Below are 17,182 nucleotides of genomic sequence, written 5' to 3'. Positions count from 1 at the left end.
GGTTTTCATGGGTCAAGCCAGCGCGTTTTTCAGCAAGACGGCAGCCGCCTCTTTGGCGTCGCGCGCGGGATCGCCGTTGCGGAGCAGCACGGCGGTGACGATCGCGCCCTCTTTCAACAGCAGCAGCTGGCAGGCCAGCTTGTCCGGGCCCTGCGCCCCGGCCTTGCGACACAGGTCGGTGAAATACTCCAGCAACAGGCGCTTGTGCTCGCCTGCCTGCACATGGATCGGGTGGTCGGGGTCTTGGTACTCGGCCCCGGCCTTGATGAACATGCAGCCGCGGAAATTGTCCTCGCGGAACCATTCGCCCAGCGCATCGAACGCGGCCAGCAGTTGATCGGCGGGGGTGTCGGCCAGTTCTTCGATCCGGCGCACGAACCAGTTGCGAAAATTCTCGTCCCGCAGGCGCAGCACCGCCAGGATCAGCTCTTCCTTGGTGCGGAAATGCTTGTACATCGAGGTCTTTGAGACGCCGGTTTCGACCACCAGCCGGTCCATTCCGGTGGCGTGAAACCCGTCGCGGTAAAACACCTGCAGCGCCTTGCGGACCAGCTCATCCCGTTTGTTCGGACGCATGATTCGGCTCCTTTGCGTACAGATCAGTACATAATACCTTTTCCGTTCAGGTGCAATTCACACCGTTGAAGTCGCTGTTATTAGGTCTTTTTCTCTATACCACCGGCCATATCGAAAAACTTTTTTTGACCCAAGGGTTGAAAGTGGTGACCGATCTGTACACCTTATCAACGCAGTTTACTGATCTGTACACCCAAAGGATTTGACCGATGCGACGCCGCGCCAGCCCATTTCCCGCAAGCTATGTTCCCTTCCTTCTGACTGTGGCCCTTCTGGCCGCCACCCTCGCCTGAAAGCCCCCCATCATGCCGCGCCCTCCTCTGCCCCCGTTCACGACGCAGACCGCCATCGAAAAGGTCCGCAAGGCCGAAGACGCCTGGAACAGCCGCGACCCCGACATCGTGACCCCGGCCTATACCGAGGACAGCCAGTGGCGGAACCGGTCCGAGTTCCTGACCGGCCACGCCGAGATCCACGCCTTTCTGACCCGCAAATGGCGCACCGAGCTGGACTATCGCCTGATCAAGGAGCTGTGGGCCTGTGACGGGAACCGCATCGCGGTGCGCTATGCCTATGAATGGCACGACGACAGAGGGCAGTGGTTCCGCTCCTACGGCAACGAGAACTGGGAGTTCGCCGCCGATGGCCGGATGGCCCAGCGACATACGTCCTTGAACGATCTGCCGATCACCGACGCCCAGCGCCTGTTTCACTGGCCCCTGGGGCCGCGGCCCGCCGACCATCCCGGCCTGTCCGACCTGAACCTGTGAAAGGAGGCTCCCCATGCCCCGAGCCTTTTCCGAACTGACCTTCACCCCCGCCGTCCGCGCGCATCAAGAGCGGATGGGGTCCGCCGCCTCCTACGCCAAGTTCATCGACGGCGGCCCGCAGCAGGGCCACCTGATCGGCCCCGCCGAGCAGGCCTTCATAGAGGCGCGCGACGGGTTCTATCAATCCACCGTGTCCGAGACCGGCTGGCCCTATGTCCAGCATCGCGGCGGGCCGGCGGGGTTTCTGAAGGTGCTGGACGACCGGACCATCGGCTATGCCGATTTCGCGGGCAACAAGCAGTATATCTCGCGCGGGAACCTGGACGGCAATGACCGGATCGCGCTGATCCTGATGGATTATGCCAACCAGCGCAGGCTCAAGATCCTGGGCCGCGTGGACTTTCGCGAAGGCGCCGAGGCCGCGCGCGATCTGTTTCCCGATGGGGCCGAGGCGGAACGCGCGGCGATCATCCATGTCGCAGCGCTGGACTGGAACTGCCCGCGCCACATCACTCCGCGCTTCACCGAGGCCGAGCTGCGCCCCCATCTGAACGAGCTTGGCCGCCAACTGGCCCAGCTGCAGGCCGAGAACGACCAACTGAAGCAGACTCTGGCCCGAAAGGCCTGAGGCAACCCCAAGACCCCGAAACCGTCAGCAATAGGAGTATCAATGCCATGCTACGCGCGATTACCAACACACTTGCAACCCTGACCGCCGGATCGGTCTTTGCCGTCTCGGTCGTGACCGTCGGCTTCTACCTCTCGCCCGAGGCCGTGCGCGCCGCCGAGCCCGACCCGTTTCAGACCCAGTTCCGGGCACAGACCATCGAAGCGATGCAGAGCGCTTATCCCGTGCTCACCCCCTACACAGAATCCAAGGCGCAACCAAAGCCCGAGTCTTCACCCAAGCTGCCGACAAACTGACAATTGAGGACCGAAATCTTGAATCCCCGCGCGTCTCGGGCACCGCCCGCGCTATCGACTGAGCCGAGCGGGGCCCGAGTGCACCATTGCCTCGATCCCCGCGGCGCAGAATTCGACCAATTGGTCGATCCCGGACAGATCGCCCCCCTGTGACAGTGCCTGCACCCGCCAGGCGCTGTTGAGATGCGCCAGCATCGCCGAAACCGAATAGATCTGGCCCGTGGCCAACAGCGCCGGATCGGCCTGCGGATACAGCGCGGCGATCTCACGGATGAATAGCTGAGCGGTTGGGTCGAAACACTCGGCCGCGATATGGCGCCAGCGCGGATCGACCGACACATGCGCCACCAGCCGCCCATAGGCCATCCAGCCCGGGCCGCCGGTTTCGGCAAGGCTGACATAGGGGCGGATGAAACAGTCCAGAATGCCCCGCAGGGTCAGCGGGCCCTGCGCGCGCCGATCCTCCAGCGCCTGCATCCGGATCCGGGCAAGCTCGTCGGCGCGGCGCGCGACAGTCTGGAAGAACAGCTCTTCCTTGCCGCCGCCATGGTGGTGGACCAGACCCACCTGCACCCCGGCGCGCGTGGCGATGTCGCGGATCGAGGCGCCCTCGAATCCCCGCTCGGCAAACAGCGCCTCGGCCGCGTCCAGAATCCGCGCCTTGGTTTCAAGCGACCGGGCCGACGGCGCCCTTTGCCTTTGTTTTTCAATGTATTTCGCGCTCATGTTTTTCATCTTGCCTTATTTTGGACGATCGTTCAAGTTAAGCGCCACGAGCAGGGGAGGGTTCATGACACAAGTGCGCAAGGCATATGCCTTGATCGGCGCAGGTCCGATGGGGCTGGCGGCGGCCAAGGTGCTGAAGGAACAGGGCATCCCGTTTAAGGGGTTCGAACTGCATTCCGATGTGGGCGGGCTGTGGGATATCGATGCGCCGCGGTCGACCATGTACGAATCCGCGCATCTGATCTCGTCCAAGTCGATGACCGAATTTGCCGATTTTCCGATGGGCGACGACGTAGCTGAATACCCGTCGCACCGGCAGATGCGCGACTATTTCCGGGCTTTTGCCGATCATTTCGGACTGCGCGATCACTACAGGTTCAGCACCGAGGTGATAGACGCATCGCCACTGGGCGCGCCGGGCGATGGCTGGCGACTGACCTGGCGGGACGACCAGGGAACGCATAGCGGTGAGTTTGCCGGGGTTCTGATCGCGAACGGTACCCTGTCGGAGCCCAACATGCCCGATTTTCCCGGCAAGTTCGACGGCGAGTTGATCCACGCCTCGCAGTACCGCTATCCCAGCCAGTTCGACGGCAAGCGGGTGCTGGTCGTGGGCGCGGGCAATTCCGGGTGCGACATTGCGGTGGACGCCATCCATCACGCCGCGCAGTGCGACCTGTCGATGCGGCGGGGATACTATTTCGTGCCGAAATACGTCTTTGGCAAACCCGCCGACACGCTGGGCGGGATGATCCGCCTGCCCATGTGGCTGAAGCGCCGGATCGACGGGATGATTCTGCGCTGGTTCGTGGGCGACCCGCAGAAATACGGCTTTCCCAAGCCTGACTACAAGCTTTACGAAAGCCACCCGGTGGTGAATTCGCTGGTCCTGTATCACGCGGGCCACGGCGATCTGCGCATTCGCCCCGATATCGACCGGATCGAGGGCCGCACCGTTCACTTCAAGGACGGCAGCGCCAGCGACTATGACATGATTCTGGCCGCGACCGGCTACAAGCTGCATTACCCGTTCATCGACCCGAACCTGCTGAACTGGCAGGGCGATGCGCCGCATCTGTACCTGAACGCCATGCATCCCGAACGCGACGACCTGTTTGTTCTGGGCATGATCGAGGCCACCGGGCTGGGCTGGCAAGGACGCCACGAGCAGGCCGAAATGGTGGCGCGCTATATCAAGGGTCTTCAGTCCGGCTGCCCCGTGGCCGCGGCGCTGAAGGCGGAAAAACAAAAAGACTATCAGCGCGCCACCGGAGGCATGCAGTATCTGAACCTGCCCCGCATGGCCTATTACGTGGACAAGGCGACCTATCGCAAGGCGGTGACGGATTGGATCGCGCGGTTCCGGAAAGCCCGCGCATGACCGGCATCGACGAGATCACGCTGAATTTCAACCCCGGCTCGCTGACCCTGCTGAACGCGATCCTGGCGATCGTGATGTTCTCGATCGCCATCGACCTGTCACCACGCGACTTCGACCGGCTGCGGCGCGCGCCCAAGCCGGTGGTGGTGGGGCTGGCCTCGCAATTCCTGGTGCTGCCGGCGCTGACCTTCCTGCTGGTCTGGCTGACCGAGCCGCGCCCCTCGATCGCCTTGGGGCTGATCCTGGTGGCGGCCTGTCCGGGGGGGAATATCTCGAATTTCATCACCCATCGGGCGGGCGGAAACGCGGCGCTTTCGGTGTCGATGACCGCCTTCGCCACCATCGGGGCCATCGTGATGACACCGTTCAACATCGCGCTTTGGGGCGGGCTGTACCCGCCGACCCGCGCCATTCTGCAGCAGACCCAGATCGACCCGGTGCAGATCGCCATCATCGTCGGGTTGATGCTGATCCTGCCGCTGGTTCTGGGCGTGACGCTGAACCAGAAGCGCCCCGCCCTGACGGCGCGGCTGCGCGGGCCGCTGCAGATCCTGTCCATGGCTATTTTCATGGCTTTCGTCGTGCTCGCCCTGGCGGCCAACTGGAGTTTCTTCCTGGGCTACGCCGGGGCGGTCGCCGGGCTTGTGATCGCTCACAACGCACTGGCACTGGGGGGCGGTTGGGTTGTGGCCACTCTGACCCGGCTGCCCCCCTTTGACCGGCGTGCAATCACGATCGAGACCGGTATCCAGAATTCGGGCCTTGGACTGGTGCTGATCTTCGCCTTTTTCAACGGCTTGGGCGGCATGGCCGTGGTGGCCGCCTTCTGGGGGATCTGGCATGCCATCTCGGGGCTGGCGCTGGCGCAGCTGATGGCCCGGACCGAGGCCGCCCGATGACCCGCATCCTGATCACCGGCGCTGCTGGGCTGGTCGGCCGCGCCCTGCTGGACGAGCTGAGCGACCATGAGGTGTTTGCCACCGACCTGCGCCGCCCGGACACGCTGCCGGACGAGGTTCCGTTTCTGCGCATGGATGTCACCACGGGCGACCCGGCCCGGGTGATCGCCAAGGTGAAGCCCGAGGTGATCGTGCATCTGGCCTCGATCGTCACGCCGCCGCCGGGCATGTCACGGGCCGAGGCCCATGCGGTGGATGTGGGCGGCACGCGCAAGGTGGTCGATGCCGCGCTGGTCCATGGCGTACGGCGGCTGGTCGTCACCTCGTCGGGTGCGGCCTATGGCTATCACGCGGACAACCCGGTGCTGCTGCGCGAAACCGATCCGGTGCGCGGCAACCCCGAGTTTCCCTACTCCGACCACAAGCGGCAGGTCGAGGAATTGCTGGCCGAGGCCCGAACCGCCGCGCCGCAGCTGGAACAGGTGGTGCTTCGGGTGGGCACGGTGCTGGGCGACGGCACCGACAACCAGATCACCGCCCTGTTCCGCAAGCCCCGCCTGCTGGCGGTGGCGGGCAGCGACAGCCCCTTCGTGTTCATCTGGACCCGCGATCTGGCCCACATCCTGAAACGCGCGGCCACCGACGGGCCGCCGGGAGTGTACAACGTCGCCGGGGACGGCGCGCTGAGCGTCGACGATCTGGCCCGCGCGTTGGACAAACCCGTGCTGCGCCTGCCGGCCTGGGCGCTCAAGGCGGCGCTGGCCGTGGCCCGACCCTTGCGCCTGTCGCGCTACGGGCCCGAACAGGTGCGGTTCCTGCAATACCGACCGGTTCTGGACAATACGGCGCTGAAGACCGTGTTCGGCTATGTCCCGCAGAAGACCAGCGCCGAGGTGTTCGACCTTTGGAAAAGGAGTGTGGGCCTGTGAAAACCGCAGTGATCTCGGGCGGGGCCGGCGGGCTGGGTCAGGCGCTCTCAGTCGCGCTGCAAGAGCGTGGATGGCGCGTGGTCCTGCTGGATCTGAAGCTGAATGGGGTGCAGGACTCCGCCACGCAGATGGCGCTTGCCTGTGATCTGACCGATCCGGCGCAACTGGCGCGTGCCGTGAACGATACGCTTGCGCATTGCGACAGCATCGATCTGGTTGTCTACAACGCTGGGATCACCCAGATCTGCGGGTTCGATCAGTCCGACGACACCAGCCACCGCAAGGTGTTCGAGATCAACTATTTCGCGGCCGTCTCGATGGCCCGCGCCTTTCTGCCCGCGCTGCGCCGGTCGCGAGGTGCGCATCTGGCGATCTCGTCGGTGGCGGGATTTGCGCCGCTGTATCACCGCACGGCCTATGCGGCCTCGAAACACGCGCTGGAAGGTTTCTTCAAATCGCTGCGGTCCGAAGAACGCCCCCATGGCGTGCGGGTGCATATCGCGGCGCCATCATTCGTGGCGACCAACCCGGGCCGGGCTGATCGGCAGCCGGATGGCACCGCACGCCCCGGATCTGCCAGCGACGGCATGGACGAGATGACCCCCGAGGCGGCCGCCCGCGTGATCCTGCAAGGGATGGATCGCGGGCGGCCCGTCATCCCGGTGGGCCGGGTGGCGCGGCTGGCGTGGTGGCTGAACCGGCTGGCCCCACGCCTGTACCAGCGCCTGATGGAGCGCAATATCAGCGGCGCGTGACGCGCGGCCACTATTTGCGGCCCGTTTCCCGGTGCGGGGTTGCCCTTTGGCCGCGGCTTTGCTTTGTCTCTGGCAAGCATTCCGGCCAGTGGGCGTTTCATGTCCCGGACCGGTCACAGGGAGGATCTCGAAAATGGCGAAAGTTGCATTCCTTGGCCTGGGCGTCATGGGCTATCCGATGGCCGGGCATCTGCAGGCGGCTGGGCATGAGGTGACCGTCTACAACCGCACCGCGGCCAAGGCGGAGAAATGGGTGTCGCAGCATGGTGGCCAGATGGCGACCACGCCGCGCGGTGCCGCCGAAGGGGCCGAGTTCGTGATGGCCTGTGTCGGCAACGACGACGATCTGCGCATGGTCTGCACCGGCGAAGACGGCGCGTTTGACGGTATGGCGGAAGGCGCGGTTTTCGTTGACCACACCACCGTTTCGGCCAAGGTCACGCGTGAACTGTACGCGGCCGCCAAGGCGCGCGGGATCTCTTTTGTCGATGCGCCGATCTCGGGCGGCCAGGCCGGGGCCGAGAACGGGGTTCTGTCGATCATGTGCGGCGGCGATCAGGCCGCCTATGACCGGGCCGAGCCGGTGATGCAGGTCTATGCCAAGATCTGCCGCCGCATCGGAGACAGCGGCGCGGGCCAGATGACCAAGATGTGCAACCAGATCGCCATCGCAGGGCTGGTGCAGGGCCTGAGCGAAGCGCTGCACTTCGCCGAGAAGGCCGGGCTGGACGGGCGCGCGGTGGTCGAGGTGATCAGCCAGGGTGCCGCTGGAAGCTGGCAGATGTCGAACCGGTACGAGACCATGTTGGACGACCATTTCGACCACGGCTTTGCTGTGGACTGGATGCGCAAGGACCTGGGTATCTGCCTGGACACGGCAGACGAGACCGGGGCATCGCTGCCGGTGACCGCGCTGGTCGATCAGTTCTACAAAGATGTTCAGAAGATGGGCGGCGCCCGCTGGGACACCTCGTCACTGATCAAACGCCTGCGGGCATTGGGATAATACGGGGGGCCGTCTGCCCCCATCGCGCCAAGACGCGATTCCTCCGAGAATTTTTTGGCCAGATGAAGAGGGCTCCGGCGCGCGCGGGGCGGAAGTTCGAATGAATGATGTCAGTGAATTTTGGGCGGCCGCGCTGCGGCAGGTCTGGGGGCTGGACGCCCGGCTCTCGCGGCTGGATGGCGAGTATGACCTGAATTTCCTGGTGCAGGCCACCAATGGGCGGGACTACGTTCTGAAGGTCATGCGAGCCGGATGCGAGCCGCAGTTGGTGGATCTGCAGATCAAGGCGTTGGAGCATATCGCAACCGAGGCCCCCGGGCTGCCGTTTCCCAAGGTGATCCCCGGGCTGGACGGCGGTTTGCTGCCGCAGATCGACGACGACGCGGGGCGGCCGCGGCTGGCGTGGCTGTTGGAGCGGCTGCCGGGCCGCTGCTATGCCAAGACGGCGCCGAAATCCGAGGACCTGATCCTGAAACTGGGCCGGGTATTGGGGGCGACCGATCGGGCGCTGGAGCGGTTTTCGCATCCCGGCCTGGAGCGGCCGGAGTTCAAATGGGACCTGACCCAGGCCCGCTGGATCGCTGACAAGCTGGATGCGGTTGCCGACCCGGATCGTGCAGCCCTTCTGCGCGAGATTTGCGCGCAGTTCGATGCCGTCTCGGACATGCTGGCCGAGTTACCCCGGCAAGCCATCCACAATGACGTGAATGACTACAACATCCTGGTCGAAGGTGAGCTGTCGGAGCGCCGGCAGGTTTCGGGCCTGATCGATCTGGGTGACATGTGCGCCGCACCGCGGGTGTGCGAACTGGCGATCGCCGGGGCGTATGTGGTGCTGGATCACCCCCGCCCCGAACGGGCGCTGGCCGCGCTGGTGCGGGGCTATCACGCCGCAAACCGGCTGCGCCCGCAGGAAGTGGACCTGATCTGGCCCCTGCTGCGGATGCGGCTGGCCGTGTCTGTCGTCAACTCCACGCTGATGGCCGCCGAAAACCCGGACGACCCGTATGTGACGATCAGCCAGGCACCGGCCTGGCGGTTCCTCCAGGATGGTTCGGTTAATGGCGAGCTGATGCCCGCGCGGCTGCGGGCGGCCTGCGGGCTGCCCGTCACCGACGGGGCCGAGCGCATTCACGCGTACCTGTCCGAACATCGTGGTCAATTTGCGCAGCTGTTGGGACAGGATCTGTCGGACGTTCCGATGGGTTCGCTGTCGGTCGAAAACTCGACCTGGCCGCAGAACCCGTATCACATGCCGCTGGACGAGGCCGCGCGGGTGGGCGCGGAATTCGGCGACGGGTTGTGGCTGGGCTATTACAACGAACCGCGCCTGATCTATGCCGAGCCGACGTTCCGCAAGGGTCCGTGGAAGGCGTCGGACCGGCGCACGGTGCATCTGGCGGTGGATGTGTTCGCGCCGGCGGGGACGCCTTTGCTGGCACCGCTGAGCGGTCGGGTCGAGGCGGTCGAGAACCGGGCGAACCATCTGGACTATGGCGGCGTGGTGATCCTGCATCACGAAACCCCCGAGGGTGACTCGTTCTATACGCTGTACGGGCATCTGGACCCCGAGGTCTGTGACCGGCTGAAACCCGGCGATCCGGTGGCGCAGGGGGCGGCGTTCGCCCGGCTGGGCGATGCTGGCCAGAACGGCGGCTGGGCGCCGCATGTGCATTTCCAGCTGGCCCTGACCACGACCGGCATGCAGGCCGACTGGCCAGGCGTCGCCGACCCGAACGAGCTGGACCTGTGGCACGCGGTCTGCCCGACCCCGGCGGCCCTGCTGAACCTGCCGGACGAGAAGGTCTTCTGTCGCCCGACCGACAAGGCCGAGATCCTGAACAAACGGCGGGCGCATTTCGGCGGCAACCTGAGCCTGACATATGACGACCCGGTGATGCTGGTGCGCGGCTGGAAGCATCACCTGTTTGACGAATGGGGGCGGCCCTATCTTGACGCCTACAACAACGTGCCGCATGTGGGGCACGCGCATCCGCTCATTCAGGCCGTGGTGGCAGATCAGTTGAAGCGGATGAATTCGAACACCCGCTATCTGCATCCCGCGCAGGTGGAATTTGCCGACAAGCTGCTGTCGAAGCTGCCCGACCACCTGCAGGTGTGCTTCTTCGTCAATTCGGGCACCGAGGCCAACGAGCTGGCCCTGCGTCTGGCGCGGGCGCATAGCGGGGCCAAGGGCATGGTGACGCCCGATCACGGCTATCACGGCAACACCAATGCGGCGGTGGCCATTTCGGCCTACAAGTTCAACAAGCCCGGCGGCGTGGGTCAGGCCGATTGGGTCGAACTGGTCGAGGTGGCCGACGATTATCGCGGCCGGTTCAAACGCGACGACCCCGACCGCGCGCGCAAATATGCCGACCTTGTGGACGACGCGATTGCCGCCCTTCAGCGCAAGGGGCACGGGGTGGCCGGCTTCATCGCCGAGACCTTCCCCTCGGTCGGGGGGCAGATCATCCCGCCCAAGGGCTATCTGCCAGCGGTCTATGAAAAGATCCGCGCCGCCGGTGGCGTCTGCATCGCCGACGAGGTGCAGACGGGCCTGGGCCGGCTGGGCGAGTACTACTTCGGATTCGAACACCAGGGCGCGTCGCCCGATATCGTGGTTCTGGGCAAGCCCATCGGCAACGGCCACCCTCTGGGCGTGCTGGTCACAACGCGCGAGATCGCCGACAGTTTCGACAACGGGATCGAGTTCTTCTCGACCTTCGGCGGCTCGACCCTGTCTTGCCGGATCGGCAAAGAGGTGCTGGACATCGTCGATGACGAGGGCCTGCAGGAGAATGCCCGCATGATGGGCGCACGGCTGATGGATGGTCTGCGCGCGATCGAAGCCGAGTTCGCCTGCGTGGGTGATGTGCGGGGCATGGGCCTGTTTCTTGGGGTCGAACTGATCAACCCCGACGGCTCGGAAGGCACCGAGATCTGCCGATACGTCAAGAACCGGATGCGGGACCACCGCATCCTGATCGGCAGCGAGGGGCCGAAGGATAACATCCTGAAGATCCGCCCGCCTCTGACCATCGAAGCCGAGGATGTGGACATGATCCTGTGGGCGCTGCGGTCTGTGTTGGCCGAGGTGGGCGACTATGCCCCTGCCCCGGTGTGCGACCACAGCCATCACCATGACGGGTGCGGCTGCTGCTGAGATACGCCTCGGCCGGATTCGGCCAGGGCAGTTAACCGCGCTGTCAGTGCAGCACGGCCGAGGGGGGCTGATGGCCGGTAGACGGCAGTGGGATGGCGGTGGTCATGCGCCGCAGGGCCAGCCCGAACTCTTCGGACAGTGACGCCAGTGCGGGCGCGAAATCGGGGCGTACGATCAAGGCGGCCAGCATCATCGCATCCTCGCGCGCCCCTTCCGAGGCCGCGGCGATCATCTGCGCGAAACAGCTTTCGTCCGCGCCCAGACTGGCGCAGCCCAGCCCGTGCCGGATCAGGGGGCGGCGGGCGTGATGGGCGCACAGGCTGCACAGACGATCCAGCGCCAGCATGGCCAGCTGCCCATGATCGGCGCCCAGCGCGATGTCGAAGTCATGTGCGGCGTCGGCACGGCCGGCGGCCCCGTCACTCCACATCCGCAGGTACATGACGGCGCCAGCCTCGATCGGGGTCAGATCGGCCAGCCGTCCGACCGGGGCGCCGCCCCGGGTCGATGCGCCGCTCATTTTGTCAGGATCAATTTACCCGCGCGGGTGATGCGCAGGGTATACAGCTGGTCGCCCAGTTCGATATGGGCCAGGTTGCCGCCCTGCGTCAGGTCCTCGGCCTTGTGGGCCGGCAGCATCGAAACGGCATAGGCTTGGGTCGGATTCGGGTTCTGCGCGTTCATCGGGTCATCTCCGGTTGTGTTCAGGCAAAGCGCCTTTTCCGTTCAACTTTCATGGATCTGGCTGGCCCGGAACCGGGTTGGCTGCGTGTCTTCATGCTTAATCTGATAAAAATACTAAGGTATGTCAAGTGCCGGTTTCCTGCTATTCGCACACCGAACCATTGCGCCCTTGCGGCAGGCCCGTTAGGCCGGGTCTCGGCACTTAGAGACGGGAGCGGAGATGACGGCGGCAATCGTGTTTGATCTGGATGGCACGCTGGTGGACAGCCTGGCTGACATTGCGGCAGCAGCGAACCGGATGCTGGCCGATCAGGGCTATGCGCCCCTGCCCGAAGAAACGATCCGGGGATTCGTCGGCAATGGTCTGCCAAAACTGGTTGAGCGCGTGATACTCCACTGCGGACTGAGCATTGAGCGCCATTCCGAACTGACACAGGTCACGCTGAACCATTACAGCCAGGCATCAAGTGCGATCACCAGGCCTTATCCAGGTGTCAAAGACGCTCTGCGACGACTGCGGGCTGCAAATATCGCGCTAGGGGTCTGCACCAACAAACCGGAAGCGCCCGCGCAGCATATCCTTGAGGTTCTGGATCTGGCGCAGTTCTTCGACGTGGTGATCGGCGGAGATACAGTGAAATCCCGCAAACCCGACCCCGCCCACCTGACCGCCACGTTCGAGGCACTGGGCACAAACGACGCGCGGGTCTTTGTGGGCGACAGCGAAGTGGACGCAGAAACCGCCCAACGTGCCCAAGTCCCATTTATTCTGTATTCGGAAGGGTATCGAAAGTCGCCGGTCTCGGAACTTCCCCATTTGGCCAGCTTCGACGACTTTGCGCTCCTCCCTGACCTGGCAATGCGCATCACGGGCTTATCTGGTACCGGGCTCTAAGGCTTTGGCTGTCAAGGGATTCAACTTTTTTGGGGGTTTTTGAGGGGCCGGCTGAGGGGGTAGGTAGCCAGCCCCTCTTCGGGGAAAGTGGTAGGCCAAGTTTGACCTTGGTTGATCAGACAATAGCCCAGCCCACCTATGCCCGAAATTGGGGGTTTCCCGTAGAGAGCCATTTTTTCGAAAAATTCGCCGAAAATCCTTCGCTGACGTCCAGCGCCTGATCACTCAGGCCCCGAACCATCGGCCGGGGGCGGCGCGGCTGGGCTCGCTTTGTCCAATAGCGTCTCGTACATGTGCGGATAGACGAAACGAGCAGCCGCACGGGCGATCACCAGTTCCTCGTTGGTGGGAATGACCATGACCTGAACCCGGGACAGCGGTGTCGAGATGATCCGGGCGTGGTCCGTATTGGCATCATGGTCCAGTTCAATCCCCAACCACCCCATGTTGACGCAAATCCTTTCGCGCACCAGCGCAGAATTCTCGCCGATCCCACCCGTGAACACCACCGCATCCAGCCCGCCCAGCACAGCCGCAAGGGCACCGAGTTCACGCCGCGCACGGAAATTGAAATAGCTGATGGCCCGGCGCGCGCTGCCGCTGTCGGACTTTTCCAGAGTTCGCATGTCGCTGGACAAACCGGACAGACCCAGCAGACCGGATTTGCGATACAGAAGTTCGGTGATCTCATCCACGCTCATGCCCTTCTGGTCCATGAGGTAGAGGACGACACCGGGATCCAACTGGCCGCATCGGGTTCCCATAGGCAGACCGTCTATGGCCGAGAACCCCATGCTGGACCCGACCGAGCGGCCGTGGATCATACCGCACATCGACGCGCCGTTGCCCAGATGCGCCACGATGACCCGGCCGCCATGCAGCAGCGGCGCGGTCTTGGCCAGATGGCCCGAGATGTATTCGTAGCTGAGGCCGTGAAACCCATAACGGCGAACGCCCTTGTCATAATACTCGGTCGGCAAGGCAAACGTATCGTTGACCCAAGGGTGACTGCGATGAAAGGCGGTGTCGAAACAGGCAACCTGCACCGCATCGGGGAACCGCTCGACCGAGGCACGAACGCCGCTGAGGTTATAAGGTTGATGCAATGGTGCGAAGGGCGAGAGTTTGTCCAGCGCCGCAAGGCTTTCCGGCGTCAGCAAGATCGGTTGATCGTGGTCAGGACCACCATGAACGATGCGGTGGCCGACGGCTGCAATATTGGCCGCGGGAAATTGCTGGACGATCAGGTCCAGAACATGGTTCAGGGCCTCGTGATGATCGGCAATCCCGTCTGCGACATCACCGCCCAACGTGCGGCCATCCGACGTTTTGGCGCGGATGGTCGCGCCAGCGGCACCGATGCGATCCACGATTCCGGTGCAGATTGCAACCGGATCATCGGATGGCAACGAAAACAGCCCGAACTTCAGAGACGACGAGCCTGCGTTCAGCGTGATGACATGGCTCATGACCGCCCCCCGGCAATGCGGGCGGCGTGCAGGGCAGCCACGGCGCAGGATGCCAAACGCGCCTTGTCGTCATCCGCGCGGCTGTTCAGGATGATCGGCACCTTCGCCCCCAGAACCACCCCTGCCGCTTCGGCGTTGGCGATATATGTCAGCTGTTTGGCCAGCATGTTGCCCGCATCCAGGTTCGGAACCACAAGTATGTCGGCCTGTCCGGCCACTGGCGAGACGATCCCCTTGATCCGTGCTGCGGCCATGCTGACCGCATTGTCCATGGCCAGCGGACCGTCGACCAAGCCTCCTATGATCTGGCCCCGTTCAGCCATTTTGGACAGCAACGCCGCGTCGATCGAGGACCGAATGGCCGGGTTCACCGTCTCGACCGCCGACAGAACGCCGACCTTGGGCGTTTCCATCCCGATCGAGATCGCCAGATCAATCGCGTTCTGGGTAATGTCGATCTTGGTTTGCAGATCGGGCTCGATATTGATCGCGGCGTCGGTCACCAGCAGCGGGTGCGGTTGCCCGGGCACGTCCATGACGAAAACATGGGTAAAGCGCCGGCCCGCGCGCAATCCCTGATCCTTCCGCAATGCGGCCCTCAGCAGATCATCGGTGTGCAGATGCCCCTTCATCAGCGCCCCGGCCCGGCCTTCGACCACAAGGTCGACGGCGATGCGGGCGGCTTCGCTGTGCTCTTCCGCGGCGACAATCTCGAAACCATCCAGCTTTTCGCCCAGTTCCTGCGCCGCCTGCCCGATCAGGTCCGGGCGACCGACAAGTATCGGCTCAATGATCGTTTCCCGCGCAGCCAGGATCGCGCCGCCCAGCGAGTTCGGGTCCTCCGGCGCGACGACGGCGGTCGGGATGGGGTCCATCGGCCGGGATTTCTCCAGCAACGCGTCGAAGTGACGGTGCCGCTGAACGATCAGGCCGGGAACCTCGACTTCACGGAACGACAGGGCGCGGTCCGGCGCGATTACCACGGCCTTGCCGCTGACGATGACCGCGTCATCCCTGCATCGGGTGACGGTGGTATCCAGGACCACCTCGCGGTTGGCGCGCTTTTCGGTGACGACCACACGCGCCAAAAGCTCGTCCCCGGCCATGGCACGGCCCACGAAGTCGAACTGTTGCGATTTGTAAAGCGTCCCGGCCCCGGGAAGGATGTTTCCCAGAACCGCCGAGATCAGCGCGCCCACGAACAGCGATGGCGCTACCGCCTCGGGCCGGTCGTCTCCGTCCCCGTCCTCATGGGCCAGGTGCAGCGGGTTGTGATTGCCCGAATTCGCGGCAAAGGCATAAAAATCATCCTCGGTGCACAAACGTTTCAGTTCGGCCGTGTCCCCGATGTTGAGCTGATCATAGGGTTTGTTGTGATACTGCATCTGGTTCAACCTGCGAATGCTGCGCGCCGAACGCGGCCATGCAAGGGCCGAGCGACCGGAGCTGTGTTGCCCGGAACCTGATGGATTACACGCGAAATGTCCAACTCATACCCCGGCACGTCACGTCATATTGGCGTGCAGGAAGACCTTTCACGAAAGATGGAACAAGACGTTGACAGCCAGCCGGTTTTTTGGGCGCGCGGGCCATCTGGCTTCGGAAAAGGCGATGGAACGCGGCACAACCAAGCGCCAGAGTTGAACGGGATACCGCTGATTGGTAAATCTGAGCGACCTTGGATGCCGGTACACATACCATGATCGCCTCTTCAGCGATTGCCCCCCACCAGCGGCGTCCCGAAGAGCACTAGCGAGGCAGAACCCTTCCCTTGACGACCGAGTTGCAGAATACGCTGATCCTGTCCGCGGTCGTGGTGGTCTTGGCCATTCTGGTTTGGCCGGGTGTCGCCAATTCCCGGATGTGGCGAGCTTCGATCACCCCGTTGGCGTCGATCATCGGCAGCGGGTTCCTTGTTCTTGGTCCGATCCTGGACGTCAGTTTTGGCGATCTGGCCCCGCTTGCCATGCTGGGCCTCTGCGCCGCGGCCTGGGGGTTCGGAAGCGCAATTCGATACAACATCCGCGACATGGCGCACAGATCCGACCGCGGCGCCGGTATCGAGCGGGCCGAAAGAGTCGCGTCGGCAAGCCTGGCTTTTGCCTACTTCATATCGGTCGCCTACTACCTGAACCTGTTCGGCTCGTTTGGCGTGAGCCTGACCCAAGTGGACGACGCGTTCCATGCCCGCCTTGTGACCTCTGGCGTACTTGTGCTGATCCTTTTCGTCGGCTGCACCCGGGGGTTTTCCGCGCTGGAACGGTTGGAGCAGATTTCAGTCGGCCTGAAACTGGCAATCATCGCCGGGCTGCTTGTCGGACTTGCCACGTATTTTGCCGAGCAATACAGCCATGATGCACTTGTCTTTGACCCGCCGGCCGAGCGTGGCTCGCACGCGTTCATGTTATTGGCCGGGCTGATCGTCACCGTGCAGGGATTTGAGACCTCGCGCTACCTCGGCCACGCCTATGATGCGGAAACGCGAATTCGCTCCATGCGGTGGGCCCAGTTGATCGCAAGCGCAGTTTACCTGATCTATATCGGCCTGTTGACCTATTCGGTCGAACCGGGCGGCTTGGTTCTGGACGAAACGGCAATCATTGACCTGATGCAAGTCGTCGCCCCGATACTGCCCGTTCTTCTGGTTATTGCGGCCCTGTCGGCCCAGTTCAGCGCCGCCGTCGCGGATACAAGCGGGTCCGGTGGATTGCTGTCCGAGATTTCAGGCGGGCGCGTCTCTGAACGGACCGCCTATACCGTTCTGGTCGGCGTCGGGTTGATACTGACCTGGACATCGAATGTCTTTGAAATCATCAGCTATGCGTCGCGCGCCTTTGCAGCCTATTACGCGCTGCAGGCCGGCATCGCGGCCCGGTCGGCGTCTCAGCAGAACCTGCGCCTCCGCGCGTTGATGTTTGCTTTGTTCTGCATTCTTGGCGCAGCAATCGCGGTATTCGGATTGCCGGTCGAATGACGCTCTGACCTTACCGAGCCAAAAACCG

General features: G+C 63.7%; 17 protein-coding genes. 11 read left to right on the top strand and 6 right to left on the bottom strand.

Annotation, left to right across the window (positions count from 1 at the left end):
- Positions 1-12: 12 nt before the first annotated feature.
- The gene (locus ACR3EL_RS03435) at positions 13-576 is read right to left on the bottom strand and encodes a TetR/AcrR family transcriptional regulator (RefSeq protein WP_093962879.1); all 564 of its coding nucleotides are present in this window, start codon (positions 574-576) and stop codon (positions 13-15) included.
- A 305-nt stretch (positions 577-881) separates the two neighbouring features.
- Between ACR3EL_RS03435 and ACR3EL_RS03430 the strand changes: the two genes are divergently transcribed.
- The 3 genes from ACR3EL_RS03430 to ACR3EL_RS03420 are packed head-to-tail and all read left to right on the top strand — an operon-like array spanning position 882 to position 2,270.
- The gene (locus ACR3EL_RS03430) at positions 882-1,346 is read left to right on the top strand and encodes a nuclear transport factor 2 family protein (protein ID WP_170337433.1); all 465 of its coding nucleotides are present in this window, start codon (positions 882-884) and stop codon (positions 1,344-1,346) included.
- Positions 1,347-1,359: 13 nt separating this feature from the next.
- Positions 1,360-1,974 (top strand): pyridoxamine 5'-phosphate oxidase family protein, encoded by a 615-nt coding sequence (locus ACR3EL_RS03425; protein WP_170417338.1) that lies wholly within the window; start codon positions 1,360-1,362, stop codon positions 1,972-1,974.
- Between the two features lie 47 nt (positions 1,975-2,021).
- Entirely contained in the window at positions 2,022-2,270 is a 249-nt protein-coding gene (locus ACR3EL_RS03420) for a hypothetical protein (RefSeq protein WP_174819685.1), read from the top strand.
- Positions 2,271-2,321: 51 nt separating this feature from the next.
- Here ACR3EL_RS03420 and ACR3EL_RS03415 read toward each other — a convergent pair whose 3' ends face one another.
- Positions 2,322-2,996 (bottom strand): TetR/AcrR family transcriptional regulator, encoded by a 675-nt coding sequence (locus tag ACR3EL_RS03415; RefSeq protein ID WP_170337431.1) that lies wholly within the window; start codon positions 2,994-2,996, stop codon positions 2,322-2,324.
- Between the two features lie 64 nt (positions 2,997-3,060).
- On the opposite strand from ACR3EL_RS03415, the gene ACR3EL_RS03410 reads away from it, so the two are divergent.
- The 6 genes from ACR3EL_RS03410 (at position 3,061) to ACR3EL_RS03385 (ending at position 11,132) form a co-directional block, all read left to right on the top strand.
- Entirely contained in the window at positions 3,061-4,377 is a 1,317-nt protein-coding gene (locus tag ACR3EL_RS03410; RefSeq protein ID WP_480720421.1) for a flavin-containing monooxygenase, read from the top strand.
- Entirely contained in the window at positions 4,374-5,276 is a 903-nt protein-coding gene (locus ACR3EL_RS03405; protein ID WP_480720419.1) for a bile acid:sodium symporter family protein, read from the top strand. The genes ACR3EL_RS03410 and ACR3EL_RS03405 overlap by 4 nt, the downstream gene beginning before the upstream one ends.
- Complete coding sequence (locus ACR3EL_RS03400; protein ID WP_480720417.1) at positions 5,273-6,205, top strand: SDR family oxidoreductase; 933 nt, start codon at positions 5,273-5,275, stop codon at positions 6,203-6,205. Before ACR3EL_RS03405 ends, ACR3EL_RS03400 begins: the two co-directional genes overlap by 4 nt.
- Positions 6,202-6,960: an SDR family NAD(P)-dependent oxidoreductase gene (locus tag ACR3EL_RS03395; RefSeq protein WP_480720414.1), complete on the top strand. Its 759-nt coding sequence runs from the start codon at positions 6,202-6,204 to the stop codon at positions 6,958-6,960. The genes ACR3EL_RS03400 and ACR3EL_RS03395 overlap by 4 nt, the downstream gene beginning before the upstream one ends.
- A gap of 133 nt (positions 6,961-7,093) precedes the next feature.
- Positions 7,094-7,966 carry an NAD(P)-dependent oxidoreductase gene (locus tag ACR3EL_RS03390; protein ID WP_480720412.1) on the top strand — a complete coding sequence of 291 codons (873 nt, stop codon included), beginning with the start codon at positions 7,094-7,096 and terminating at the stop codon, positions 7,964-7,966.
- 100 nt (positions 7,967-8,066) lie between these two features.
- On the top strand, positions 8,067-11,132 hold the full coding sequence (locus ACR3EL_RS03385; protein WP_480720410.1) for an aminotransferase class III-fold pyridoxal phosphate-dependent enzyme: 3,066 nt from the start codon (positions 8,067-8,069) through the stop codon (positions 11,130-11,132).
- Positions 11,133-11,175: 43 nt separating this feature from the next.
- Here ACR3EL_RS03385 and ACR3EL_RS03380 read toward each other — a convergent pair whose 3' ends face one another.
- Complete coding sequence (locus ACR3EL_RS03380) at positions 11,176-11,652, bottom strand: hypothetical protein (RefSeq protein ID WP_170337424.1); 477 nt, start codon at positions 11,650-11,652, stop codon at positions 11,176-11,178.
- Complete coding sequence (gene hemP / locus ACR3EL_RS03375; protein WP_005978533.1) at positions 11,649-11,816, bottom strand: hemin uptake protein HemP; 168 nt, start codon at positions 11,814-11,816, stop codon at positions 11,649-11,651. The genes ACR3EL_RS03380 and hemP overlap by 4 nt, the downstream gene beginning before the upstream one ends.
- Positions 11,817-12,036: 220 nt before the next feature.
- On the opposite strand from hemP, the gene gph reads away from it, so the two are divergent.
- Entirely contained in the window at positions 12,037-12,711 is a 675-nt protein-coding gene (gph, locus tag ACR3EL_RS03370) for a phosphoglycolate phosphatase (RefSeq protein WP_170337423.1), read from the top strand.
- A gap of 221 nt (positions 12,712-12,932) precedes the next feature.
- On the opposite strand, the gene ACR3EL_RS03365 is transcribed toward gph, so the two are convergent.
- Positions 12,933-14,180 carry an acetate/propionate family kinase gene (locus ACR3EL_RS03365; protein WP_480720407.1) on the bottom strand — a complete coding sequence of 416 codons (1,248 nt, stop codon included), beginning with the start codon at positions 14,178-14,180 and terminating at the stop codon, positions 12,933-12,935.
- Positions 14,177-15,565, bottom strand: coding sequence for a bifunctional enoyl-CoA hydratase/phosphate acetyltransferase (locus ACR3EL_RS03360; protein WP_170337421.1), 1,389 nt, complete (start codon positions 15,563-15,565; stop codon positions 14,177-14,179). The genes ACR3EL_RS03365 and ACR3EL_RS03360 overlap by 4 nt, the downstream gene beginning before the upstream one ends.
- Positions 15,566-15,951: 386 nt before the next feature.
- Here ACR3EL_RS03360 and ACR3EL_RS03355 point away from each other — a divergent pair, with 386 nt between their 5' ends.
- The gene (locus tag ACR3EL_RS03355; protein ID WP_254432912.1) at positions 15,952-17,154 is read left to right on the top strand and encodes an APC family permease; all 1,203 of its coding nucleotides are present in this window, start codon (positions 15,952-15,954) and stop codon (positions 17,152-17,154) included.
- Positions 17,155-17,182 lie beyond the last annotated feature (28 nt).

The organism is Ruegeria sp. BJ3 (assembly GCF_056535665.1).
This window is presented reverse-complemented; position numbering and strand designations above follow the sequence as displayed.